Source organism: Stenotrophomonas sp. Y6 (assembly GCF_022436665.1).
Classification (GTDB): Bacteria; Pseudomonadota; Gammaproteobacteria; order Xanthomonadales; family Xanthomonadaceae; genus Stenotrophomonas; species Stenotrophomonas acidaminiphila_A.
The window spans coordinates 240,759-264,455 of sequence record NZ_JAKUKB010000003.1; the positions used below are offsets into that span (position 1 = coordinate 240,759).

Annotated in this window: 22 protein-coding genes; 8 read left to right on the forward strand and 14 right to left on the reverse strand. The window is 69.6% G+C overall.

The genetic code is table 11. The annotated features are described in order from the left end of the window. Positions 1-235: 235 nt before the first annotated feature. The gene (gene purB, locus MKP15_RS04555; RefSeq protein ID WP_240211937.1) at positions 236-1,618 is read right to left on the reverse strand and encodes an adenylosuccinate lyase; all 1,383 of its coding nucleotides are present in this window, start codon (positions 1,616-1,618) and stop codon (positions 236-238) included. Positions 1,619-1,761: 143 nt separating this feature from the next. Between purB and MKP15_RS04560 the strand changes: the two genes are divergently transcribed. Further along, positions 1,762-3,168, forward strand: a complete 1,407-nt coding sequence (locus MKP15_RS04560) for a class II fumarate hydratase (RefSeq protein ID WP_240211938.1) — start codon at positions 1,762-1,764, stop codon at positions 3,166-3,168. A gap of 291 nt (positions 3,169-3,459) precedes the next feature. Here the strand turns inward: MKP15_RS04560 and MKP15_RS04565 are convergent, their stop codons facing one another. The 7 genes from MKP15_RS04565 to MKP15_RS04595 are packed head-to-tail and all read right to left on the reverse strand — an operon-like array spanning position 3,460 to position 7,952. After that, positions 3,460-3,894 carry a hypothetical protein gene (locus MKP15_RS04565; RefSeq protein WP_240211939.1) on the reverse strand — a complete coding sequence of 145 codons (435 nt, stop codon included), beginning with the start codon at positions 3,892-3,894 and terminating at the stop codon, positions 3,460-3,462. Positions 3,895-3,954: 60 nt separating this feature from the next. Further along, complete coding sequence (locus tag MKP15_RS04570; RefSeq protein ID WP_240211940.1) at positions 3,955-4,542, reverse strand: DUF2884 family protein; 588 nt, start codon at positions 4,540-4,542, stop codon at positions 3,955-3,957. A 33-nt stretch (positions 4,543-4,575) separates the two neighbouring features. After that, positions 4,576-5,415 (reverse strand): DUF4097 family beta strand repeat-containing protein, encoded by an 840-nt coding sequence (locus MKP15_RS04575; RefSeq protein ID WP_240211941.1) that lies wholly within the window; start codon positions 5,413-5,415, stop codon positions 4,576-4,578. A gap of 50 nt (positions 5,416-5,465) precedes the next feature. After that, positions 5,466-6,479, reverse strand: a complete 1,014-nt coding sequence (locus tag MKP15_RS04580) for a hypothetical protein (protein ID WP_161614040.1) — start codon at positions 6,477-6,479, stop codon at positions 5,466-5,468. Continuing rightward, complete coding sequence (locus tag MKP15_RS04585; protein ID WP_104939075.1) at positions 6,476-7,348, reverse strand: ABC transporter ATP-binding protein; 873 nt, start codon at positions 7,346-7,348, stop codon at positions 6,476-6,478. Before MKP15_RS04585 ends, MKP15_RS04580 begins: the two co-directional genes overlap by 4 nt. Then, on the reverse strand, positions 7,345-7,707 hold the full coding sequence (locus MKP15_RS04590; RefSeq protein WP_240211942.1) for a GntR family transcriptional regulator: 363 nt from the start codon (positions 7,705-7,707) through the stop codon (positions 7,345-7,347). The genes MKP15_RS04585 and MKP15_RS04590 overlap by 4 nt, the downstream gene beginning before the upstream one ends. Before the next feature lie 2 nt (positions 7,708-7,709). Beyond that, on the reverse strand, positions 7,710-7,952 hold the full coding sequence (locus MKP15_RS04595) for a hypothetical protein (RefSeq protein WP_104939074.1): 243 nt from the start codon (positions 7,950-7,952) through the stop codon (positions 7,710-7,712). A 171-nt stretch (positions 7,953-8,123) separates the two neighbouring features. Between MKP15_RS04595 and MKP15_RS04600 the strand changes: the two genes are divergently transcribed. The 5 genes from MKP15_RS04600 to MKP15_RS04620 all read left to right on the forward strand — a co-directional run bounded on the left by MKP15_RS04600 (position 8,124) and on the right by MKP15_RS04620 (position 11,982). Then, positions 8,124-8,654, forward strand: coding sequence for a glutathione peroxidase (locus tag MKP15_RS04600; protein WP_240212076.1), 531 nt, complete (start codon positions 8,124-8,126; stop codon positions 8,652-8,654). A 100-nt stretch (positions 8,655-8,754) separates the two neighbouring features. After that, on the forward strand, positions 8,755-9,714 hold the full coding sequence (locus MKP15_RS04605) for an FKBP-type peptidyl-prolyl cis-trans isomerase (protein ID WP_104939072.1): 960 nt from the start codon (positions 8,755-8,757) through the stop codon (positions 9,712-9,714). A gap of 21 nt (positions 9,715-9,735) precedes the next feature. Beyond that, complete coding sequence (locus MKP15_RS04610) at positions 9,736-11,085, forward strand: UDP-glucose/GDP-mannose dehydrogenase family protein (RefSeq protein ID WP_240211943.1); 1,350 nt, start codon at positions 9,736-9,738, stop codon at positions 11,083-11,085. Then, the gene (locus MKP15_RS04615; RefSeq protein WP_104939070.1) at positions 11,078-11,320 is read left to right on the forward strand and encodes a SlyX family protein; all 243 of its coding nucleotides are present in this window, start codon (positions 11,078-11,080) and stop codon (positions 11,318-11,320) included. The genes MKP15_RS04610 and MKP15_RS04615 overlap by 8 nt, the downstream gene beginning before the upstream one ends. Positions 11,321-11,337: 17 nt before the next feature. Next, complete coding sequence (locus tag MKP15_RS04620) at positions 11,338-11,982, forward strand: DUF2058 family protein (protein WP_240211944.1); 645 nt, start codon at positions 11,338-11,340, stop codon at positions 11,980-11,982. Between the two features lie 26 nt (positions 11,983-12,008). Here MKP15_RS04620 and MKP15_RS04625 read toward each other — a convergent pair whose 3' ends face one another. Together MKP15_RS04625 and MKP15_RS04630 are read right to left on the reverse strand one after the other, a co-directional pair. Next, positions 12,009-13,229: an MFS transporter gene (locus tag MKP15_RS04625; RefSeq protein ID WP_240211945.1), complete on the reverse strand. Its 1,221-nt coding sequence runs from the start codon at positions 13,227-13,229 to the stop codon at positions 12,009-12,011. Between the two features lie 150 nt (positions 13,230-13,379). Beyond that, positions 13,380-14,831: an amidohydrolase family protein gene (locus MKP15_RS04630; protein ID WP_240211946.1), complete on the reverse strand. Its 1,452-nt coding sequence runs from the start codon at positions 14,829-14,831 to the stop codon at positions 13,380-13,382. A gap of 229 nt (positions 14,832-15,060) precedes the next feature. On the opposite strand from MKP15_RS04630, the gene MKP15_RS04635 reads away from it, so the two are divergent. Beyond that, the gene (locus MKP15_RS04635; protein ID WP_240211947.1) at positions 15,061-15,942 is read left to right on the forward strand and encodes a LysR substrate-binding domain-containing protein; all 882 of its coding nucleotides are present in this window, start codon (positions 15,061-15,063) and stop codon (positions 15,940-15,942) included. Positions 15,943-16,055: 113 nt separating this feature from the next. On the opposite strand, the gene MKP15_RS04640 is transcribed toward MKP15_RS04635, so the two are convergent. The 4 genes from MKP15_RS04640 to MKP15_RS04655 form a co-directional block, all read right to left on the reverse strand. After that, positions 16,056-17,225, reverse strand: a complete 1,170-nt coding sequence (locus MKP15_RS04640) for an amidohydrolase family protein (protein WP_240211948.1) — start codon at positions 17,223-17,225, stop codon at positions 16,056-16,058. A 238-nt stretch (positions 17,226-17,463) separates the two neighbouring features. Next, positions 17,464-20,145: a methionine synthase gene (gene metH, locus MKP15_RS04645; protein WP_240211949.1), complete on the reverse strand. Its 2,682-nt coding sequence runs from the start codon at positions 20,143-20,145 to the stop codon at positions 17,464-17,466. After that, positions 20,142-21,275 (reverse strand): homocysteine S-methyltransferase family protein, encoded by a 1,134-nt coding sequence (locus MKP15_RS04650; RefSeq protein WP_240211950.1) that lies wholly within the window; start codon positions 21,273-21,275, stop codon positions 20,142-20,144. The genes metH and MKP15_RS04650 overlap by 4 nt, the downstream gene beginning before the upstream one ends. A 46-nt stretch (positions 21,276-21,321) precedes the next feature. Further along, positions 21,322-22,251, reverse strand: a complete 930-nt coding sequence (locus MKP15_RS04655) for a metalloregulator ArsR/SmtB family transcription factor (protein ID WP_161614050.1) — start codon at positions 22,249-22,251, stop codon at positions 21,322-21,324. Between the two features lie 206 nt (positions 22,252-22,457). Between MKP15_RS04655 and MKP15_RS04660 the strand changes: the two genes are divergently transcribed. Continuing rightward, positions 22,458-23,606: an acyl-CoA dehydrogenase family protein gene (locus MKP15_RS04660; protein ID WP_240211951.1), complete on the forward strand. Its 1,149-nt coding sequence runs from the start codon at positions 22,458-22,460 to the stop codon at positions 23,604-23,606. The last annotated feature ends 91 nt before the right edge of the window (positions 23,607-23,697 follow it).

A 23,697-nucleotide genomic window follows, 5' to 3' on the forward strand; every position in this document is an offset into this window, starting at 1 on the left:
GGAGTGGCTGTCATGGCGCTTCGTCTTGCAGGCCCGTGCGTCCTGCCCGGCAAAGCCGGTCACCGCGTCTGGCGGTACCTCAACCGCGCTTTTCTACACGATTGGCGGTCATTGTTCCAGAGGTCCGCCGGGCGCTGGCGGCGGCAGCCCGGCGGGCACATGCGGCAACGGCCAGGCGGGTGCCTGGCCGTTGCATGCGGGAAGCCCGGCCCGGGGCCAGCGGCCGGGGCCGGGGTCAGATTGCCTTGGCCAGCGATGCGGCCAGGCCGGCGTAGCCGCCGGGGGTGAGCTCGCGCAGGCGCTGCTTGGCCTCGGCCGGCAGGTCCAGCGATTCGATGAACCCACGCATCGACTCGGCGGTGATGCCCTGGCCGCGGGTCAGGGCCTTGAGCTGCTCGTACGGGTTGGGCAGGCCGTGGCGGCGCATCACCGTCTGCACCGCCTCGGCCAGCACTTCCCAGGCCGCGTCCAGATCGGCGTCCAGCCGCTGGGGGTTCACTTCCAGCTTGCCCAGGCCCTTGGCCAGCGATTCCAGCGCCACCTGGGTGTGGCCGAACGCGGTGCCCAGCGCACGCAGCACGGTGGAGTCGGTCAGGTCGCGCTGCCAGCGGCTGATCGGCAGCTTGGCGCTGAAGTGCTCGAACAGCGCATTGGCGATGCCGAAGTTGCCCTCGGCGTTCTCGAAGTCGATCGGGTTGACCTTGTGCGGCATGGTCGAGGAGCCGACTTCGCCCTCCTTGAGCTTCTGCTTGAAGTAGCCCAGCGACACGTAACCCCAGATGTCGCGCGCCAGATCGATCAGGATGGTGTTGGCGCGGCGCGCGGCATCGCCGATCTCGGCGACGTTGTCATGCGGCTCGATCTGGGTGGTGTAGGGGTTGAACACCAGGCCCAGCGAGGTGACGAAGCGTTCGGCGAAGGCCGGCCAGTCCACGTCCGGGTAGGACACCACGTGGGCGTTGTAGTTGCCCACCGCGCCGTTGATCTTGCCGGTCAGCTCGACCGCGCCGATCTGGCGGATCTGCCGTTCCAGGCGCGCGACGACATTGGCCACTTCCTTGCCCAGCGTGGTCGGCGAGGCGGTCTGGCCGTGGGTGCGCGAGAGCATCGGCTGCGCGGCCTGGGCGTGGGCCAGCTGGCGCAGCGAGGCGGCGATGCCCTGCAGGGCAGGCAGCAGCACGGTGCCGCGCGCCTCGGCCAGCATCAGCCCGTAGGACAGGTTGTTGATGTCCTCGCTGGTGCAGGCGAAATGCACGAATTCCAGCGCCGGCGCCAGTTCGGCGTCGTCCTTGAGCCGCTCCTTGATGAAGTACTCCACCGCCTTGACGTCATGGTTGGTGGTGCGCTCGATCTCCTTGACCCGGGCGGCGTCGGCCACCGAGAAGCCATCGGCCAGCGCGCGCAGGCGCGCCTTGCCGGCGGCGGAGAAGTCGGCCAGTTCGCCGATGCCCGGCTCGGCGGCCAGCGCCAGCAGCCACTCGATCTCCACCTTCACCCGCGCGCGGATCAGGCCGTACTCGGAGAAGATCGGGCGCAGCGCGTCGACCTTGGACGCGTAGCGCCCGTCGAGCGGGGACAGGGCGAGCAGGGCGGCTTCCGGGCGGGACGGTTCGGTCATGTCGGCAGGCAGGGGCAAGGGGCGGGGGCGCATATTCTACGGCCTGTCCGGAACGGCCGCCCGCGCACGCCGCGCACACGCCGGCATGCGCAGCTGCGGCGTATCCTCGGACGCCTTATTCGACGAGGGCTGGGAGAATGCCGATGGGCGGGAAATTCCGGATCGAACACGACAGCATGGGCGAACTGCAGGTGCCGGCCGAGGCCCTGTGGGGGGCGCAGACCCAGCGTGCCGTGCAGAACTTCCCGGTGTCGGGGCAGCGCATGCCGCGCGCCTTCATCCGCGCGCTGGGGCTGATCAAGGCCAGTGCCGCCGAGGTCAACACCGGGCTCGGGCTGCTGCCCAAGGGCGTGGGCCGGGCGATCCGCGCCGCGGCCCTGGAGGTGGCGGCCGGTGCGCACGACGCGCAGTTCCCGGTCGATGTCTACCAGACCGGCTCGGGTACCTCGTCGAACATGAACGCCAACGAGGTCATCGCCACGCTGGCCAACCAGAGCGGCAAGGCCGGCAAGGCCGGCAAGGCCCACGTGCATCCCAACGACCACGTCAACCTGGGGCAGAGTTCCAACGACGTGATTCCCACCGCCATCCGCGTCTCGGCGCAGCTGGAAACGGTGCAGACCCTGCTGCCGGCGCTCCGGCACCTGCGGCGCGCCATCGACAGGCGCGGGCGGGCGTTGGGCAAGGTGGTGAAGACCGGCCGCACCCACCTGATGGACGCGATGCCGCTGACCTTCGCGCAGGAGTTCGGCGCCTGGTCGGCGCAGCTGGAATCGGCGCAGGGGCGCATCGAGGACGCACTGAAGCGGCTGCGCCGGCTGCCGCTGGGCGGCACCGCGATCGGCACCGGGATCAATGCCGATCCGCGCTTCGGCGGCAAGGTGGCGCGGGCGCTTTCGAGCGCCACGGGCACCCGTTTCGAGAGCGCGCAGAACAAGTTCGAAGGCCTGGCCGCGCAGGACGACGCGGTGGAGCTGTCCGGCCAGCTCAACGCGCTGGCGGTGGCATTGATCAAGATCGCCAACGACCTGCGCTGGATGAATTCCGGGCCGCTGGCCGGGCTGGGCGAGGTCGAGCTGCCGGCGCTGCAGCCGGGCAGTTCGATCATGCCGGGCAAGGTCAACCCGGTGATCCCGGAAGCGACGGTGATGGCCGCCGCGCAGGTGATCGGCCACCACACCGCGATCACCGTGGCCGGGCAGACCGGCAACTTCCAGTTGAACGTGGCGCTGCCGCTGATCGCGGCCAACCTGCTCGATTCCATCCAACTGCTGTCCAGCGTGATGACCCTGCTGGCCGACAGGGTGCTCGCCGGGCTGGTGGTCAAACAGGAGCGGGTACGCGAGGCGCTGGCGCGCAACCCGATCCTGGTCACCGCGCTCAACCCGATCATCGGTTACGAGAAGGCCGCGGCCATCGCCAAGCGCGCCTACCGGGAACAGCGCCCGGTACTGGAGGTCGCCCGCGAGGACAGCGGCCTGCCGGAAGCCGAACTCAAGCGCCTGCTGGACCCGGCAGCGTTGACGCGTGGGGGCATCCACGACCATTGAGGGCGCCGGAACCCGGCAGTCCGCGGCACGACGCGTGGGCGAGCATCGGCGCCGGCGCGATCGCGGCATCCGCGCATCCATGATCGCCGCGCGCTGTCCGGCATCCTGTTTCCGCGCAGCTCGCGTGGGCGGTGCCGGCATTGCTGGAGGCCGGCGTCCTGCCTGCATGCCGGGTTCACCGCATCGCCGGGAGCGGGCGGGCCCGGGCGGTGCGTCGGCACCCGGTGGCCTGCGCTGACGGCCCGCGCGGTTCATGCCACCGCGGCCGGGTGAGCGGCCGCGGCGCGGGATTCAGCGCAGTGCGCGCGGGTTGGCCAGCGCTTCGCCGTACTGCTTGAACTCGGGAATGCGCTCGGCCAGGTCCGGCGGGAACGGCGTTTCGCCGGCGGGCACGTCCAGCGGGATGGTGCGGCCGCTGGCATCGGCGGGCGCGGTGGATTCGGTCAGGGTGTTCTGGCGCAGGATCTGCAGCTTGACGAAGCTGGTCCGCAGCAGCGCGCGCTGCGCCTCGTCGAGCGGGATCTCGATGTCATCCACGCGCAGCCTGCCGTCGGGCAGGATGTCCAGGTTCGGGTAAGGCGCACGCCGCACCGACACCATGTTGGCGCCCACCTCCATCTTCGGCTTGCTGCGCTCGGCGCGGTGGGCGGTGTACTGCTCGCGGTCGCCGCAACCGGCGATGGCGGCGATGCAGGCCAGCAGGAGGGACAGCAGCAGCTTGTTCATGGCGGGGTGGAGCGGTACGGCGGGGGAGCGCCGATTCTACCGCTCCCCCGCCGCTGGCGGTCAGCGCGTCGTCACCCGGCCGTTGCGGCATTCATCGATGTCGCTCTGGTCCATCTTCGCGTAGGGCTTGAACTCGGGGATGGCCGCGGCCAGCCGCTGCTGGGTGGCGAGCATCGCCGGCAGCTGGTCGCAGATGCGGGTGGCGCTCTGCTCGAGCTTCCTGGCCTCGTCCTCGATCCGCTTCTCGATCTGCTCGGTGTCGCCGGAGAGGACGCCCTTGAGCGCCTCGCCGGCGGCGCGGACGCCAAGGTTGGCGCCCTGCACGCCGATCTCGATGCCGGCCTCGGCGACCTGGACCACCTGCGCGCGGTACTCCAGCAGGAGCTTGCGCTGGGCGTCGTCGACCGCGATCTTGCGGCCATCGATCAGCAGGTCGCCGGCGGGCGAAATCTCCACCTTGGCGCCGCCATCGCTGGAAATGCTGATGTTCTTCTCGGTGATTTCCTTGCGCGCGCGGTTGGTCGCTTCGCGCACCTTCTGGCCAATGCTGGCTTCGCCGAGCGGATCATCGGCCTGCGGGCGTTCGCCGCAGGCAAGCAGCGGCAGGCACAGCGCCAGCGCGAGCAGGGGGGCTTTAAGGGTTTTCATGGGAGTGCTTCCGTTGCTGGCAAGAAGGGAATATCACCGCTTTTTCGGCAGTTCCACGGTGCCGCGGATGCCGGAGTGGTCGATCGAACCGCTGCCGCTATGCCGGACCCGCAGGCCGCCGGCATCGCGCACGCGCAGGTCGCCCGAGCCCAGGGTGCCGAGGCCGACCGTGCCGCGGACGCCGCCGATGTCGGCGTCGCCCGAGCCGATGCTGTCGATCTCCACGTTGCCCTGCACGTCGCGCAGTTCCAGGTCGCCCGAGCCGATGCTGCCGACCCTGGCATCGCCGCGCACCCCGCCGACGCGGACATCGCCCGAGCCGATCGAGACCACGTGCAGCGCGCCGACGTTGTCCAGCTCGATGTCGCCGGAGCCGACCGCGGCGGTGGCCAGCGCCTTGATGTCGCGGGCCTTGACGTCGCCGGAGCCGACATCGGCGCTCATCGCCTGGGCGCCGCTGAGCGAGGCATCGCCGGACCCGACCTTGAGCTGCACCAGCAGCGTGTCGGGCAGCGTGCCGGTGATGTCCAGCCACGCATAGCTGGAGCCGAAGCCGATGTTCAGCCCGCGGCTCTCGCGCTGCAGGCGGACGACGAGCTTGTCGCCGACCTTTTCCTGGGTGAGCGAGAGCTGGCCGAGCAGGTCCTGGCTGGACGCGCAGGCGCGGCCGGACAGGGCGGCGCGGGCGCCGGGCGATGCCTGCAGCCGCAGGTCATGGCTGTTGACCTCGAACACCACGGCCTTGACCCCGGCCAGCGCCAGGTCCATTGCCTGCGGCTGGCTGAACTTGCAGTGTTCGTCGGCCAGGGCCACGCCCGGCAGCAGGGCCAGGGCGAACAGCAGGGGCTTGATCGTCGCGTGCTTGATGTCCATCGGGTTCCTCGGGGTCACGGCGGATGGGGGGGCGGATCGACAGCGGGGGATCAGGTGTCGTCGCGGCGCTGGCGCAGCCAGATCGCCGCGGCGATGAACACGGCGCCGACCACGACGCCGACCCACAGCTCGGGGTTGGCCAGGCCCGCCAGCTGCACGCCGGGCGAGAAGCCATGCAGCATCGACTTGACCGACTCGCCGGTCGGCGTGGGGCTGCGGTAGGCCAGTTCGATGCCCGGGGTGGCGCTGAGCAGCAGGCGGCTGACCACGTGGCCCCAGAACCAGCCGCTGTTCAGGCCGAACAGCTTCATCAGATCGAACCAGCTGACGATGACGCCGGCGAACACCGGCAGCATCACCGCCCACAGGAACGGCTTGCTGCGCGCCCAGGCCGAGCACAACAGCAGCCAGCCGGCGGTGGGCAGCGCCCACAGCGCGTAGACCGGGATCCAGGCCAGGTGGCTGGCGGCGATCGAGAACGGATTGGACGAGGCCCAGATCAGGGTCACCGGGTTGCCACCGTGGAACAGCACCACCAGGCTGATCATGACCATGAAGCCGAACATGGTGATGATGGCCGCGACCACCGCCAGCAGCGGGGCGATGACCAGCGCCCCGACAAGCTTGGACAGCACCGTCTGCGTGTCCGAGACCGGCATCGATTTCCAGAACAGCACGCTGCGGTCGCGGCGGTCGTCGTACAGCGCGCCCAGGCAATAGAAGAACACCACGAACGCCAGGGTGATGAACGGCCAGGCCGAGCTGAGCAGCAGGGTCATGTTCATGCCCTCGCCGAACTTGGCGATGTCCGCGGGGGTCATGTGCTGGGTCAGCATGCCCAGGTCCAGGCCGTTGACCTGGATGCCGTTGATGTGCAGGTCGCCGTTCTCGGCGGCGCGGCGGGCGGCGATCAGGCCGGCGATGATCGCCATCAGCGATAGCAGCAGCGAGATGCCGCCGGCCACCAGCGGCGCGCGCAGGAAGCCGCCGCGGTTTTCCCAGTACTCGCGCTTGAGCAGCCACTTGAACTTGCCCAGCGGGGTGATGTGATGGACGGCGTTCATGCGTAGGTTCCCTTCATGATGGCCACGAACAGGTCGGCAAGGCCGGGGTTGCGGGTTTCGCCCAGGGCGTCGAGCTGGGTGCGGTCGGCGCCGTCGTAGAGCAGCACGGTCTTGCCGAACGGCAGCGCGCGCTCGTCGATGGGCGACAGCTCGCGTGCGGCCTGCAGGGTGTCGGCCGATGCCAGCAGCTCGGTATAGCGCTCGGACACGTTCTCCATGTCGGCCGAGAGCACGATCCGGCCGTCGCGGATGAACAGCACGTCGGTGAGGATGTGCTCGATCTCCTCGACCTGGTGGGTGGTGATGATGATGGTCTTCTGTTCGTCGAAGTAGTCCTCCAGCAGGCGCTGGTAGAACTCCTTGCGGTAGAGGATGTCCAGGCCCAGGGTCGGCTCGTCCAGCACCAGCACGCGCGCGTCGATGGCCATCACCAGCGCCAGGTGCAGCTGCACCACCATGCCCTTGGACAGCTCGGACACGCGCTGCTTCGGCTGCAGCTTGGTGTTGGCGAGGAAGCGCTCGCAGCGGGCGCGGTCGAAGCGCGGGTGCACGCCGGCGACGAAATCGATGGCTTCCTTGACCCGGATCCAGCGCGGCAGCACCGCCACGTCGGCGATGAAGCACACGTCGTTCATCAACGCGTTGCGCTGGGTGCGCGGGTCCATGCCGAGCACGCGCAGGTCGCCCTCGAACGCGGTCAGCCCGAGCAGGGCCTTGAGCGCCGTGGTCTTGCCGGCGCCATTGGGGCCGATCAGGCCGACGATGCGGCCCGGGGCGATGGTGAAGCTGGTGTTGTCCAGTGCCGGCTTCTGCTTGTAGGCCTTGCGCAGGCCCTGGGCGGAAACGACGGCGTCGACGGCGGCATTCATGGTGTGGTCCCCGGTGGCAGCAGATCTTCCAAGGTCAGGCCCAGGCGCTGGATGCGTTCCAGCACCCCGGGCCACTCTTCATTGAGAAAACGGTCGCGCTCGCTGCCGCGCAGTTTGCGCGCGGCTTCCTCGGTCATGAACATGCCCAGGCCGCGGCGCTTCTCGACCAGGTTCTCGTCGGCCAGTTCCTGGTAGGCGCGCGAGACCGTGATCGGGTTCAACTGGTACTCGGCCGCCACCTGGCGTACCGAGGGCAGGGCGTCGCCCGGCTTGAGGACCCCGTCCAGCATCATCGCGATGACGCGATCCTTCAGCTGGCGGTAGATGGGAGCGCCATCGCTCCACTGGATATCGCTCATGGTCAGCTCCGTGGATTCAGCGACTGTGCGAATGAGAAGTAGGGCAGGGAAAGGCTGGTCCGCATCCGCCGGATGGGGCGCTTCTTCTCCTGCACGTTGGCCTCCTGCTCTTCGCCGGTGGTCCCGGCGGCATAATCCTGGACCGCGCCACGGCCGGCAGGCAGGGACAGCGTGCAACCGATCAACAACAACGTGCCGGCAGCGGTCAGTGCCGGGAGAAGATGTCGCTGGTGCCTTCGGTTCATGGCGGTCCCCCTGTGTAGGGTGGCTGGTGTTGTATGCAACTATAACACCGACACGCCGACATGCAACTCCCCTGTAACCCAACTGATGGCCTAGTCTGCGCACGAGCCGCGCACACACCCAGGAGAATTCCGATGTCTATCCGCAAATACCTGATTGCAGTGGCATTTGCCATGTTCATGGCCGGGGGGGCGGGCGCCGCCGACGGTGCCTTGCTGGACCGCGACTACCGGCCGCTTGCCGGAAAGGACCCGGTGAACCTGAACCGCGAGTACGGCGGCAAGGTGCTGCTGGTGGTGAACACCGCCTCCAAATGCGGCTACACGCCCCAGTACGAGGGGCTGGAAGCCCTGCACCAGGCGCTTGCCGGGCGCGGTTTCGCGGTGCTGGGCTTTCCCTCCAATGACTTCAAGGGCCAGGAGCCGGGCAGCGAGGCGGAGATCCAGGAGTTCTGCACGCTGACCTACGGGGTCAAGTTCCCGATGTTCCAGAAGGTGCACGTGACCGGCGCCGAGGCCACGCCGCTCTACCGCGACCTCGCCCGCCTGACCGGCGTGGCGCCGGGCTGGAACTTCCACAAGTACCTGATCGCGCGCGACGGCCGGGTGGTGGCGCAGTTCCCCAGCAAGGTGCGCCCGGACGACCCGGAACTGCGCGCGGCGATCGAGCGCGAACTCGCGCGGCCGGTGCCGGGCCGCCGCTGATGCGCGCGGCGGCGCACCGCCTCGACATCGCCGGTGTGCGTGCGACAATGGCGCCCTTCGCGCCGATGCCGGCGTCTGTTCACTTCCAGGAAAGCAGCGAATGAAGATGGGAAAGCGCGGCGCCGTGGCGTCGCTGATGATTCTGGCGTTGGCGGTCCCCGCGGCCGTGATCGCGCAACAACCTGCCGCCCCGGCGGCCACCAAGGAGAAGTCCGTTTTGACCTCGGAACGTGAAAAGATCGGCTATGCCATCGGCGTGGACGTCGCCAGTTCGTTCGAACCCATCGCCTCGGAAGTCGACGTCGCCGCGCTGCGCCGTGCCGTGGAAAACGCCTTCGCCGGCGGCCAGCCGCTGCTGTCGCAGGAAGAAGCGCAGAAGACCGACCAGGCGCTGCGCATGGCGATGATGATCCGTTCCGGCCAGCAGGTGCCGGGCATGGCGCCGGGCAGCCAGCCGCCGGCGGTGGACCGCGAAAAGGTCGGCCTGATGCTGGGCAGCTACGCCGTCGGCCCGTCGCTGGCGCCGATCCGCGGCGACATCGACCTGGACGCGGTGTTCCAGGCCATCGGCACCATCTTCGCCAAGGGCACGCCGCTGATGGACCGCCAGCAGGCGCAGGCCACGCTGCAGGCGTTCAGCACCGCCAAGCAGGCCGCCGCCGCCGGCAAGAACCGCGAGGAAGGCAATGCGTTCCTGGCCAAGAACAAGACCCAGCCGGGCGTGGTGACCACCGCCTCGGGCCTGCAGTACCAGGTGCTGCGCGCCGGCAGCGGCGAGCGCCCGATGGCCACCAGCCGCGTGCGCGTGAACTATGAGGGCAAGCTGCTGGACGGCACCGTGTTCGACAGCAGCTACCAGCGCGGCCAGCCGGCCGATTTCGGCCTGAACCAGGTGATCAAGGGCTGGACCGAAGGCGTGTCGCTGATGCCGGTCGGTTCCAAGTACCGGTTCTGGGTCCCGTCCGAACTGGCCTATGGCAGCAACGGCACCCCGGGCGGCCCGATCGGCCCGGACGCGACGCTGACCTTCGACGTCGAGCTGCTGGGCGTCCTGCAGTAACCCCACGGAGCCCCTGCACCCATGCGCGTTGCGATTTTCGGTACCGGCTACGTCGGACTCGTCACCGGGACCTGCCTGGCCGAGGTTGGGCATGACGTGGTCTGTGTCGACATCGACCAGGCCAAGGTCGACGGCCTGAACCGGGGCATCATCCCGATCTACGAACCGGGACTGGAACCGATGGTCAAGGCCAACCATGCCGCGTCGCGGCTGGCCTTCACCACCGACGCGGCCTCCGCGATCGCGCATGGCCAGGTGGTCTTCATCGCGGTCGGCACGCCGCCGGACGAGGACGGCAGCGCCGACCTGCAGTACGTGCTGGCGGTGGCCCGCACCATCGGCAGGCACCTGCAGGTGCCGACCGTGGTGGTCAACAAGTCGACGGTGCCGGTGGGCACCGCCGACAAGGTCCGCGCGGCGATCGCCGAGGAACTGGCCGCGCGCGGCGTGGAGATCGCGTTCGACGTGGTCTCCAACCCCGAATTCCTGAAAGAGGGCGATGCGGTGGCCGACTGCATGCGCCCGGACCGCATCATCATCGGCGCCGCCAGCGACGCGCCGGTGGCGGTGATGCGCCGCCTGTACGCACCGTTCAACCGCAACCACGACCGCGTGGTGGAAATGGACGTGCGTTCGGCCGAGCTGACCAAGTACGCGGCCAACGCGATGCTGGCGACCAAGATTTCGTTCATGAACGAAATCGCCAACATCGCCGAGCGCGTCGGCGCCGACATCGAGCACGTCCGCCAGGGCATCGGCTCGGACCCGCGCATTGGCTGGCACTTCATCTATCCCGGCGCCGGCTACGGCGGCTCGTGCTTCCCCAAGGACGTGCAGGCGCTGGCCCGCACCGCCCTGCAGTACGGCCATGCGCCGCGCCTGCTCGAGGCGGTGGAAGCGGTGAACGAGGCGCAGAAGGGGCACCTGTTCGAACTGGTCCAGCGTCACTATGACCGGGGCGAGGACGAGGGCGTGCGCGGCAAGACCTTCGCGGTGTGGGGGCTGGCGTTCAAGCCCAATACCGACGACATGCGCGAAGCCTCCAGCCGCCGCCTGCTGGCGCAGCTGTGGGAGGCCGGCGCGCGGGTGCGCGCCTACGACCCGGAGGCGATGCACGAGGCCCGCCGTATCTTCGGCGAACGCGACGACCTGGTGCTGTGCGACTCGGCGTTCGCAGCGCTGGAAGGCGCCGATGCGCTGATCGTGGTCACCGAATGGAAACAGTTCCGCAGCCCGGATTTCGCCCGCATCCGCCAGGCGCTGGGCGACGCGGTGGTGTTCGACGGCCGCAACCTGTACGACCCGCGCGAGATCGAGGCGGCCGGGCTGGCCTATTACGGCATCGGCCGGGGGCGCTCCCTGCATGTCTGACCTGCTGCCGAGCGCCCGCGAACAGGCCCTGGAAGAACGCCTGGTGGAACTTGAAATGCGTGTGTCCTTCCAGGAGCACGCGCTGGCCGAGCTGAGCGAAGCGCTGGCCGATGCGCGCATGCAGGGCAGTCGCAACGCCGACGTGCTGCGCGTGCTGCTCGAGGACCTGGGCAAGGTGCGCAATGCGCTCAATGCCTCCGACCCGGCGAGCGAACCGCCGCCCCCGCACTACTGATACGACGTACCGCACGCATGAGCGACACTCTCCGCGACCAGCTCCTCGGGCTGGGCTTCAAGCCCGCGCCCAAGCCGGAGCGCAAGCCCGACACCCGCCGCGACGGCCGCCCGCAGGGCAGGCCGGCGCAGGCCGGCAACAAGCCCGCTGGCAAGCCCGGCCATGCCGGCAAGCCGGCGCACGCCAACAAGCCCGCCCATGGCGGCCCGCAGGGGCCGCGCAAGCCGCGTTCGCAGGAAGACATCGACCTGGCCAAGGCGTATGCGATCCGCGCGCAGAAGGAAAAGGACGAGCGCATCGAGGCCGAACGCCGGAAGCAGGAAGAAGCCCGCCTGCGCCGCGAGGCCAAGGCCCGGCTGGACGAGCTGATCAAGGACAAGGGGCTGAACGACCCCGACGCCGATATCGCCCGCCACTTTCCCTATGGCGGCAAGATCAAGCGCATCTACGTCACCGCCGACCAGCTCAAGGCGCTCAATGCCGGGCAGCTGGGCGTGCTGCAGCAGAACGGGCGCTATCTGCTGGTGACGGCCGAACTGCTGGCCGAGGCCGAGAAGATCTTCGCCCCGGCCGTGGCACTGAAGGTCGACCCCGACGCACCGGCCGGGGACGACCCCTATGCCGACCCGATGTACCAGGTACCCGACGACCTGGTCTGGTAGGTGCGGGGCTTGCCCCGCACGTTGCCTCAGGGGGCGTCGCGATGCCCGCCAGGGCATGCGGGGGACGCCCCGCGTCCACGGCGGTTCCTTTCCGGTACGAAGCAGAACGCGATCACCGCGCCGGCCAGCGCGAAGCAGCCGCCGGCGATGAAGGCCACCTTGCCGTCGCCGAACGGCCACAGCTGGCCGGCGATCAGCGCGCCGAGCACGCCGCCCAGGCCCGACGAGAACCCGTAGAACAGCCCCTGGCCGTGGCCGTTGAGGTTGCCGGGGAAGTAGCGCGCCAGCAGCTGCATCGCCGAGGCGAAGAACGCGGCGAAGCCCAGGCAGTGGGTGGCCTGCGCCACCAGCATCACCGGCAGGTCCTCCGGCCACAGCGCGGTGGCCCACCAGCGCAGTGCGGCGCTGGCCATGGAGATGATCAGCAGCCAGCTGGCGTCCCAGCGCCGGAAGAAGCCGGCGATCAGGAAGAACACCGCCACCTCGAACACCACGCCCACCGTCCACATCAGGCCCAGCAGCGAGGTGCTGTAGCCATGCTGGTCCATGTACAGCGAGAAGAACGTGTAGTACGGCCCGAACGAAAGCTGCTCGAGGAATGCGGCGATGAAGAACGCCAGCACCGGCGGCCGCCGCACGATCGACCAGAAACCCTGCACGTGCGCAGCATGGGTGCCGACATGGCGGGCATAGCGGTTGGCGAAGGACGCGCCGGTCATCAGTACGAACAGCGGCAGCATCAGCCACGGCAGCAGACCGGCGCCATGGCGTTCGATGACCCAGCCGAACAGCGTGACCACGGCGATGAAGCCCAGCGAGCCCCATACCCGGATCATGCCGTAGCGGTGGCTGTCGCTGCCCAGGTGGGTGAGGGTGATGGACTCGAACTGCGGCATCACCGCGTTGTAGAAGAAGCAGAACCCGACCATCACCGCATACAGCGTCCACGTCGGCTGCGGCAGCAGGAAGCCGGCGAAGCTGATCACCGTCAACACGCAGCCGACGCGCAGCCAGCGGATCGGGCGCGGCGAGACCGCCGCCAGCGAGGTCCAGGTGCTGGGTGCGACCACCCGGGTGGCGTACCACAGGCTCATCATCACGCTGATCGCGGTGACGCCCATGCCGCGCGACTGCAGGTACAGGCTCCAGTACGGAGTGAACGCGCCGAGCGCGGCGTAGTAGAAGAAATAGAAGCTGGACAGCCGGGCGACGGGGACCGTGGGCTGCAGCGGGGTCGGGGAGGTCATGAACAGGCGCGCGGGCGCGTAAAGCAGGGTGCCTATTGTGCGCCCTGCGCCGCGCCGCGTCCCGCCGTATTGCGCGCGGAAGGCGCGCTTGCGCCGTCCGCGCGGGGGCGGGGCCGGAGCGGCCGCTAAAGCGCCGCAGGCATCCGCTGATCAGGGGCTGGCTTCGGCGTTCCAGATGGCGACCTGGGCACGGATTCCGGCGAGCATCGCATCCAGCGCGGCGCGGTCGTAGACGGTGCCGCGCAACACCACCGTGTCGATGCTGCCGGTCGCGGTGATGTCCTGCAGCGGGTTGCGCTCCAGCAGCACCAGGCCGGCGGCCTTGCCGGCGGCGATGGCGCCATAGCGGTCCAGCCTGCCGAACCACGCCGGGCCGTTGCGGGTGGCCGTGGCCAGTGCCTGCGCCGGCGTCAGCCCATGGCGCACATACAGCGCCAGTTCGTTGTGCAGGCCAATGCCGGGATAGTTGTAGGAATTGAGGAAGCCGGCATCGGTACCGGCCATGATGCGCACGCCGGCCTCCTGCAGCAGCGGCAGCACCGCCGCGACCCGGGCATGGCGCGCGTGCCGCGCCTGGACCTGTTCCGGCGTGGCGCTGGCGGCGCGCTCCACGCGCCAGGCGTAGGTCTTGCGCAGGCCCGGGCCGATGTAGGCCAGGTACGGGTCATCGGCATGCGCTTCGCTGTCGAGGAAGCTGAGGATGCGGCTGCCGTCGAGCGTGGGCGTGACCGCGACCCCGCGTTCGGCGAAGCGGCGATAGGCGGCCAGCGCGGTGGCGCGGTCGAAGCCCTCGTGCAGGCGGCGGCTGGCCTCGGCGCGGTCGATGCGGCCAGCGGCGAAATCAGCGGCGATCCGGGCCTCGTCCGGAACGCCGGCCTGGAACGCGTAGTCCAGGTGCTCGATGGAACTGAGCCCGGCGTCGATGGCCTGGCCGACGGTCAGCGCCATCGGGATGTGGCCCGAGGTGCGCAGGCCGCGCTTGCTCGCCTCGGACACTGCGTACAGGAACAGCTCCGGCTTGAGCGTGCTGTCGGTGATCTTGACGAAATCGACCTGGTCGCGCTGTTCGCGGTCCAGCGCGGCGTCCACGCCGGCCTCGTCGCCGGCTTCCAGGGTGCCCTTCCAGACCGGGGCGATGCCTTCGATCTTGGCGCCGGAGGTGAACAGTTGCGGCCCGAACAGCTGGCCGTCGGCGATCTGCGCCCGCCACGCCAGCACCTGCCCGGGCAGGTCGCCGGACGCGTCGCGCACGCTGGTGATGCCATGGGCGACGTACAGCGGCAGCAATGCCTTGTTCTCCTCGACCAGCGCCGGGCCGCCGCCGAAATGCACGTGCATGTCCCACAACCCCGGGATCAGGTAGCGGTCGCGCGCATCGAGCGTTCTGTGCGCGCGCCACTGGCCGGCCAGCGTCGCGTCCGCGCCGACCGCGACGATGTCGCCGCCGCGGATCGCAACGGCCTGGCCGGGCAGGGTGCGGGCGTGCTCGACATCGACCACGGTGGCGTGGCGGATCAGCACATCGGCATCCAGGCGTGCGGCCAATGCCGGCGACGCCAGCGCCAGCAGCGAGGAAAAGGCGAAGCGGAGCGTGGTGTTCATTCGGTGCGTTCCAGGGCGGGCGTGGCTGCCCGCACGGCGGGAGGAGAGGGCGGCAGGCACCGGCCGGGCACGCGCCGGGTCGCGGTACGTCGAGCCGATGCGGGGTGGTCGCCGCCTGTCCGGGTCTGCGCTGCGCGCGGCGCCGGGAGGAGCGCGGCGGGCGGGTGTTTGCATGCGCTCCGGGGCGATGCTACAAGCCGGTGCGTCCATCCAGAAATGAAATGTACCGATGGAAAACAGTCCGAAATCGAATAGGGTGCTGTTCGACCTCGATCTGCTGCGCGCCCTGTTGACGGTGGCCGACTGCGGCAGCTTCACCGCCGCCGCCGCGCGCCTGCATTCCACCCAGTCCACGATCAGCCAGAAGGTGCGGCGGCTGGAGGAGCTTGCCGGGCACCGGCTGCTCGACCGTGGCGTGCGCGACGTGCGCCCCACCGATACCGGCGAGACCGTGCTGGGCTATGCGCGGCGCCTGCTGGCGCTGAACGAGGAACTGGGCGAGGCGCTGTCCGGCGCGGGGGTGGCCACCACCCTGCGCCTGGGCGTGCCGGAGGATTTCGCCGGCGGCCGCACCACGCACCTGTTGGCCGATTTCAGCCGGCGCCACCCACGGGTGAAGCTGGAGGTCAGCAGTGGCCTGAGCCGCGCGCTGGCCGAGGGCTATGACCGTGGCGAGCTGGACCTGGCGCTGGTCAAACAGCGCCGCGGCAGCCGCGAGGCGCTTGCGCGCTGGCCCGAGCCGATGCGCTGGATCGACAGCGCGGCCAGCCCCGCGTTCGCACTGGACCCGGTGCCGCTGGTGGCCTTCCCGCCACGCGGCCTGTACCGCGAGGACATGATCGACGCGATCGAGGCGCTGGGCCGGCGCTGGCGCATCAGTTTCACCAGTTCCAGCCTCGGCGGCATCCAGGCGGCGGTCGCCGATGGGCTCGGCATCAGCCTGCTGCCGGCGCGCACGGTGACACCGGCGCATGTGGTGCTGGGCGCGGAAAGCGGCCTGCCGGAGATCGACAGCATCGAACTGGCGCTGCTGATGCGGCCCTCGGCCGACCCCGAGGTGCGGGTGCTGGCCGACATGCTGGTGGAGATGCTGGCGCAGCCGCAGGCATAAGCGCGCGGAGGCCGTAGGTGCGGGGCTTGCCCCGCACGAGGCTTCACCGGACGGCTGCGTGCGGGGCAAGCCCCGCACCTACGGGAGCGGGCGTGCCGCTCCGGGGCGATCGCTCAGGCGTCCGGCCCGAGCCGGCCGCGGCGCACGATGCCGCGGCGGCACGGTACCCCGGCCACCGCGGCCGCGGCATTGGGCGCGTCCAGCACCAGGAAGGTGGCTTCGTTGCCCACGGCCAGGCCGTAGTCCTGCAGGCCAAGCACGCGCGCGCCGGCGCCGGTGGCCATCTGCAGCGCCATGCACAGCTCCTCGTCGGTATGGAACCCGGAGCGGTAGCCCAGCAGCATCGCCCGCTGCAGCATGTCGCCGTTGCCATACGGCCACCAGGCGTCGCGGATGTTGTCGTTGCCCAGGAACACCTCCACGCCGGCCGCGCGCAACTGCCGCACCGGCGGGAACGGGCGGTCGCCCGGGGCATTGGTCATGATCGCCACGCCGGCATCGGCAAGCGTCGTGGCGATGCGCTCCAGCTGCGCGGTATCCACTTCGCCCAGCGCATAGGCATGGCTGACCGCGACGCGTCCGTGCATACCCAGCGCGCGGCTGCGTTCGGCGATGCGCCGCAACTGTTCGATGCCGCCCAGGCCGGGTTCGTGCAGGTGGATGTCGACCTTGGCGCCGTGGCGCTCGGCAATGCCGAACACCACGTCGAGCTGGCCGGTGCTGTCGCCGTCGAGCGTGTCCGGGTCGATCCCGCCGACCACCTGCGCGCCTTCGCGCATCGCCGCGTCCAGCACCTGCGCGGTGCCGGGGCAGGACTGCACGCCGGCCTGCGGGAACGCGACCAGTTCGATGTCGACGATGCCACGCCAGCGCTCGCGCACCGCGTTCACCGCGTGCAGGTGGTCCAGGCCGGTGGTGGCGTCGACGTCGACATGGCTGCGCATCGCCACGGTGCCGAACGCGGCCGCCTGCGCCACCAGGGCGTCGGCGCGCTCGACGATGGAGGGCGCGGCCGCCAGTTCCTGCTTTTCGATGGACAGGCGCTCGCGCAGGGTGTGTGCGGGACGGTGCGGGTGCCAGCGGTCGCCGACGAAGCTCTTGTCCAGGTGGATATGGCCGTCGACCAGGCCCGGCAGCACCAGCTGCCCGCCCAGGTCGATCTGTTCCACGCCGTCGCAGCGCGGCAGGGCCGGGCCGATGGCGGCGAAACGGCCGCCGGCCACGGCCAGTTCCAGCGGCGTACCGTCGGGGCCGATGGCGTTGATGAAGAGCTGGTCGAACATGGCGGTGTCGCGGGGCAGGGGAGCGGGGCCGCCACGATAGGGCCGCCGTCGGCGCGGCGGAAATGAAGTATCGCGATGGGCGGCATTCGCCACGGTGATGGCGGGCTGCCGGCGGCACCGGCCCGTGCACGGAACGCCCGCGCGCGCAGCTCAGTGCCCTGCGCCGCATGCGCCACGGGGTGTCGCCCGCGCCACGGCGCCCTGGCGATTCCCGGGCGCACGCCCCGCACGCGTGCGCTCAATCCGGGTCGTAGTCCAGGTTCGACGCCAGCCAGCGCTCGGCCTGCGCCCGGTCCACGCCCTTGCGCCGCGCATAGTCGGCCACCTGCTCCTTGGACACCCGCCCGACCACGAAATACTGGCTCTGCGGGTGGCTGAAGTAATAGCCGGACACTGCCGCGGTGGGCAGCATGGCGAAGCTTTCGGTCAGCGACATGCCGATGCCTTCGGCGCCGAGCATGGCGAACAGCGTGCGCTTCTCGCTGTGCTCCGGGCAGGCGGGATAGCCGGGGGCGGGACGGATGCCGACGTACTGCTCGGCGATCAGCGCTTCGTTGTCCAGCGCCTCGTCGGCGGCATAGCCCCAGTAGCCGGTGCGCACGCGGTGGTGCAGGCGCTCGGCCAGCGCCTCGGCCAGGCGGTCGGCCAGCGCCTTGAGCAGGATCGCGTTGTAGTCATCGTGGTCGGCCTCGAAGCGCGCCACGTGCGGCTCGATGCCGATGCCGGCGGTGACCGCGAAGGCGCCGATCCAGTCCTGCCGGCCGCTGTCCTCGGGGGCGATGAAATCGGCCAGGCAGAAGTCCGGGCGCTCGGCCGGCTTGTCCACCTGCTGGCGCAGGAAGTGCAGGGTGGTCTCGCCGTCGGGCAGCGAGACCACCACGTCGTCGCCGCGGCTGTTGGCCGGCCACAGCCCGAACACGGCACGGGCGGTCAGCCATTTTTCCTTGATGATCGTGTCCAGCATCGCGCGGGCGTCGCGGTACAGCGCGCTGGCCTGGGTGCCGACGATCTCGTCGTCGAGGATCGCCGGGAACTTGCCGGCCAGTTCCCAGGCGCTGAAGAACGGGGTCCAGTCGATGAACGGCAGCAGGTCCTGCAGCGGCCAGTCCTCGAACACGTGCACGCCGGGCCGGGCCGGCACTGGCGGAACGTACTGCGCCCAGTCGCAGTGGAAGCGCTGGCCGCGTGCGTGTTCCAGCGACACCAGCCGCTTGGCGTCGCCGCGGTTGCGGTGGCGCTGGCGGATGTCGGCGTAATCGGCGTCGTTGGCGGCGACGAAAGCGCCGCGCAGCTCCGGCGAGATCAGCGACTGCGCCACGCCCACCGCGCGCGAGGCATCCTTCACCCACACTGTCGGCGCGGCGTAATGCGGGTCGATCTTCAGCGCGGTGTGCGCGCGCGAGGTGGTGGCGCCGCCGATCAGCAGCGGCGTGCTGAAGCCCTGGCGCTGCATCTCGCGGGCGACGTGGCTCATTTCCTCCAGCGAGGGCGTGATCAGCCCGGACAGGCCGATCAGGTCGGCGTTCTCGGCGCGCGCGGTGTCCAGGATCTTCTGCGCCGGGACCATCACCCCCAGGTCGATCACCTCGAAGTTGTTGCAGGCCAGGACCACGCCGACGATGTTCTTGCCGATGTCGTGCACGTCGCCCTTGACCGTGGCCATGACGATCTTGCCGTTGCTCTTGCCGACGTCGCCGGTGCGCAGCTTCTCGGCCTCGATGAAGGGCAGCAGGTAGGCCACCGCCTTCTTCATCACCCGTGCCGACTTGACCACCTGCGGCAGGAACATCTTGCCGGCGCCGAACAGGTCGCCGACCACGTTCATGCCGTCCATCAGCGGCCCTTCGATCACGTCCAGCGGCCGGCTGGCCTGCTGCCGCGCCTCCTCGGTATCCGCCTCGACCCAGCTGTCCAGCCCATGCACCAGCGCATGCGCCAGCCGCTCGCGCACCGGTCTGTCGCGCCAGCCCAGGTCCTCGGCCTTCTTCTCGCCCTTCCTGCCCTTGTAGCGCTCGGCGATCTCCAGCAGGCGTTCGGTACCGTCGCGGCGGCGGTTGAGGATCACGTCCTCCACCCGCTCGCGCAGTTCCGGTTCCAGGTCGTCGTAGATCGGCAGCGCGCCGGCGTTGACGATGCCCATGTCCATGCCGGCGCGGATGGCGTGGTACAGGAACACCGCATGGATCGCCTGGCGCACGGTCTCGTTGCCGCGGAAGGAGAACGAGACGTTGGACACGCCGCCGGACACGTGGCAATGCGGCAGCGTGCGCTTGATGATGCGGGTGGCCTCGATGAAGTCCACCGCGTAGTTGTCGTGCTCCTCGATGCCGGTGGCGACGGCGAAGATGTTCGGATCGAAGATGATGTCCTGCGGCGGGAAGCCGACCTGCTCGACCAGGATGCGGTAGGCGCGGGTGCAGATCTCCACCTTGCGCGCGCAGGTGTCGGCCTGGCCGTCCTCGTCGAAGGCCATCACCACCGCGGCGGCGCCATAGCGGCGCACCAGCCTGGCGTGCTCGACGAACGCCGCTTCGCCCTCCTTGAGCGAGATCGAGTTGACCACGCTCTTGCCCTGCAGGCATTTCAGCCCGGCCTCGATCACGCTCCACTTCGACGAATCGACCATCACCGGGATGCGGGCGATATCCGGCTCGGACATGATCAGGTTGAGGAAGCGGGTCATCGCCTTCTCGGAGTCGATCAGGCCCTCGTCCATGTTGACGTCCAGGATCTGCGCGCCGCTGGCGACCTGCTGACGCGCCACCTCCACCGCTTCCTCGTAGCGCTCCTCCTTGATCAGCTTGCGGAACTGCGCGCTGCCGGTGACGTTGGTGCGCTCGCCGACGTTGACGAACAGCAGGTCCGGGGTGATGACCAGCGGCTCCAGGCCGGACAGGCGGGTATACGACGGGGTGTTCATGCGGCCAGCTCCCGGGCCTGCGGCAGCGCCCGCGGCGGCACCCCGGCCACGGCCTCGGCGATCGCCTTGATGTGCGCCGGGGTGGTGCCGCAGCAGCCGCCGACCAGGTTCAGCAGCCCGGAGGTGGCGAACTCCTTCAGCGTGGCGGCCATTTCCTCCGGGGTCTCGTCGTACTCGCCGAAGGCGTTGGGCAGGCCGGCGTTGGGGTGGGCGCTGACGTAGCCATCAGACACCTGCGCCAGGGTTTCCACGTGCGGCCGCATGTCGCTGGCGCCCAGCGCGCAGTTGAAGCCGATCGACAGCGGTTGGCCGTGCGCGACCGACGCATGGAAAGCCTCGGCGGTCTGCCCGGACAGGGTGCGGCCGGAGGCGTCGGTGATGGTGCCGGAGATCATCACCGGCAGGCGCCCGCCGCGCGCATCGAAGGCTTCCTCGATGGCGAACAATGCGGCCTTGGCGTTGAGCGTGTCGAAAATGGTTTCCACCATCAGCGTGTCGGCGCCGCCGTCGATCAGGCCGTCGATGGCCTCGCGATACGTCGCGCGCAGTTCGTCGAAACTGGTGTTGCGGAAGCCCGGGTCGTTGACGTCGGGGCTGATCGAGGCGGTGCGGCTGGTCGGGCCGAGCACGCCGATCACGAAGCGCGGCTTGTCCGGGGTCTTCGCCTCGATCGCGTCGCAGCATTGCCGTGCCACCTGCGCGCCGGCCTTGTTCAGTTCGTACACCAGGTGCTGCAGGTGGTAGTCGGCCTGGCTGATCGAGGTGGCGTTGAAGGTATTGGTCTCGACCAGGTCGGCGCCGGCCTCCAGGTAGGCGCTGTGGATGCCGGCGATGATGTCCGGCCGGGTCAGCAGCAGCAGGTCGTTGTTGCCCTTCAGGTCATGGCCGCAGCCGGCACCATGGACGTGCGCCTGCGGCGCTGCCGTGGCAGTGCCGGGCGCGGCCGGTGGCTGGGCGTCGTGGCGCGAATCGAAACCGCCGGCGAAGCGCTGCCCGCGGTAGTCGGCCTCTTCCAGCCCATGGCGCTGGATCATCGTGCCCATGGCGCCGTCGATGACCAGGATGCGCTGCGCGAGGGCCTGCAGCAGCAGGGCGACGCGTTCGGGATGGAGCCAGGGGAGGGCGTGCATGGGCGGACCGTAGGCTGGAATCGGGGGCGAGGGCGGGTATGCCGGCTCAGGGGCGGTGGGCGATCAGCGAGATCACCTCGAAATGCGGCGGGCGCTTCTCGCGGGTGACGGTCTCCAGGCTGGATACCTCCAGCCCGGCCTTCTCGACGAACCTGCGCAGCTCCTTGCCGGTGAAGCCCAGGTTGACGTGGCCGTAGGCTTCCACCGCCACCTTGTGCTCATGGCGGGCCAGGCTGCACAGCATCAGCCGCCCGCCCGGGCGCAGCACCCGCGCGCCTTCGGCCACGGCCTTGGCCGGGTGGCTGGCATAGGTGAGGGCGTGCATCAGCACCACCAGGTCGAAGCTGCCATCGTCGAACGGCAGCTGGTGCATGTCGCCCTCGCGCACTTCCACGTTGGGCAGCTTGCGCAGGCGTTCGCTGGCCGCCGCGACCACGCGCGCGCTGGTGTCGATGCAGACGTAGCGCTGCGCATGCGGGGCCAGCAGTTCGGCCAGCACGCCGTCGCCGGAGGCGATGTCGAGCACGTCGCCGGTTTCCAGCAGCGGCAGCGCGCTGCGTGCCAGCGCCTCCCAGGTGCGTCCGGGCGAGTAGTGGCGTTCCATGTCGCCGGCCACGCTGTCGGCCCAGTTCTGGTCGGCCGCGCGCATCGCCAGCACCGAGGGCACCCGCTCGGCGTCCTGGCGCAGCAGCGGGTCGTCGCTGCCGTTGCTCAGCGCATGCCACAATGCGCGCTGCGCCGGATCCAGCGCGGCGTCGTCGAAGCGGTAGTAGGCCGATACCCCCGCGCGGCGGTCGCGGACCAGCCCGGCTTCCTTCAGCCGGGCCAGGTGGGTGGACACGCGCGGCTGCGCCAGCGTGGTGATGGCCGACAGCTCGGCCACGGTCAGCTCTTCCTGCTCCAGCAGCGTCAGCAGGCGCACGCGGGTGGCGTCGGCGAACACCTTCAGGCGGGTCGACCAGTCTTCCAGATCCATAAATATCTACCTATCGAGATAGAGAGATATTTTGCTGCTGCGGCGCGGCAGGGTCAAGGCGCGGCCCGCGTGGGCCAGGCGAACGGGCGCGCAGGTCGACGTGAATGGCGCTGCCCACCCAACGCCGTCTGCCGCGGCCAGCCCCCTCTTTGCCAGTCACGGCAACAGTTACAATCGCAACTTCGTAATGCCCTGGGAGGGGTGTAGTGGATTTCAGCTTTTCCGACGAACAACTGATGCTGCAGGACGTCGCCCGCCGCATCGCCCAAGAGAAGATCGCGCCCAGCGCCGAGCACCACGATGCCACCGGCGAATACCCGCTGGAGAACATCCGCCTGCTCGGCGAGAACGGCCTGATGGGTATCGAAGTGCCGGTCGAGTACGGCGGTGCGGGCATGGACCCGGTGTCCAGCGTGCTGGCGATCATCGAGGTGTCCGCCGCCGATGCCGCGCACGCCACCATCATGTCGGTCAACAACTCGCTGTTCTGCAACGCCGTGCTCAGCCACGGCAGCGAGGAACAGAAGCAGCTGTACGTGCGCGCGATCGCCGAGGGCCGCGAGATCGGCGCCTTCGCCCTGACTGAATCGCAGTCCGGCTCCGACGCCACCGCCATGCGCTGCCGCGCGGTGAAGCAGACCGACGGTTCCTACGTGATCAACGGCCAGAAGAGCTGGATCACCTCCGGCCCGGTGGCGCGCTACATCGTGCTGTTCGCGATGACCGACCCGTCGCAGGGCGCGCGCGGCATCACCGCCTTCATGATCGACACTACCCGCCCGGGCTTCGGCCGCGGCAAGACCGAGCCCAAGCTCGGCGTGCGTGCGTCGGCGACCTGCGAGATCGAGTTCCAGGACTACGTGGCGCGCGCCGAGGATGTGATCGGCGCCGAGGGGCAGGGCTTCAAGATCGCCATGAGCCTGCTCGATTCCGGCCGCATCGGCATCGCCGCGCAGGCGGTGGGCATCGCCCGCGCCGCTTACGAGGCGTCGCTGGCCTACGTGCGCGAACGCAAGTCCTTCGGCGCGCCGATCGGCAGCTTCCAGATGATCCAGGCCAAGATCGCCGACATGAAGTGCAAGCTGGACGCGGCGCTGCTGCTGACCCTGCGCGCGGCCTGGACCAAGGCCCAGGGCAAGCGCTTCTCCACCGAAGCCGCGGTCGCCAAGCTCACCGCCTCGGAAGCGGCGATGTGGATCGCCCACCAGGCCGTGCAGATCCACGGCGGCATGGGCTATTCGAAGGAAATGCCACTGGAGCGCTACTTCCGCGACGCCAAGATCACCGAGATCTACGAAGGCACCAGCGAGATCCAGCGCCTGGTCATCGCCCGCAACGAAACCGGCGTGCGCTGAGCGGCGGCGGATGCCGGGCGGGCCCGGTGTAGCCGGAGCGGATGGTCCAGCCGCCGTTTGAGAAAAAGAGAAGCCCCGGCAATGCCGGGGC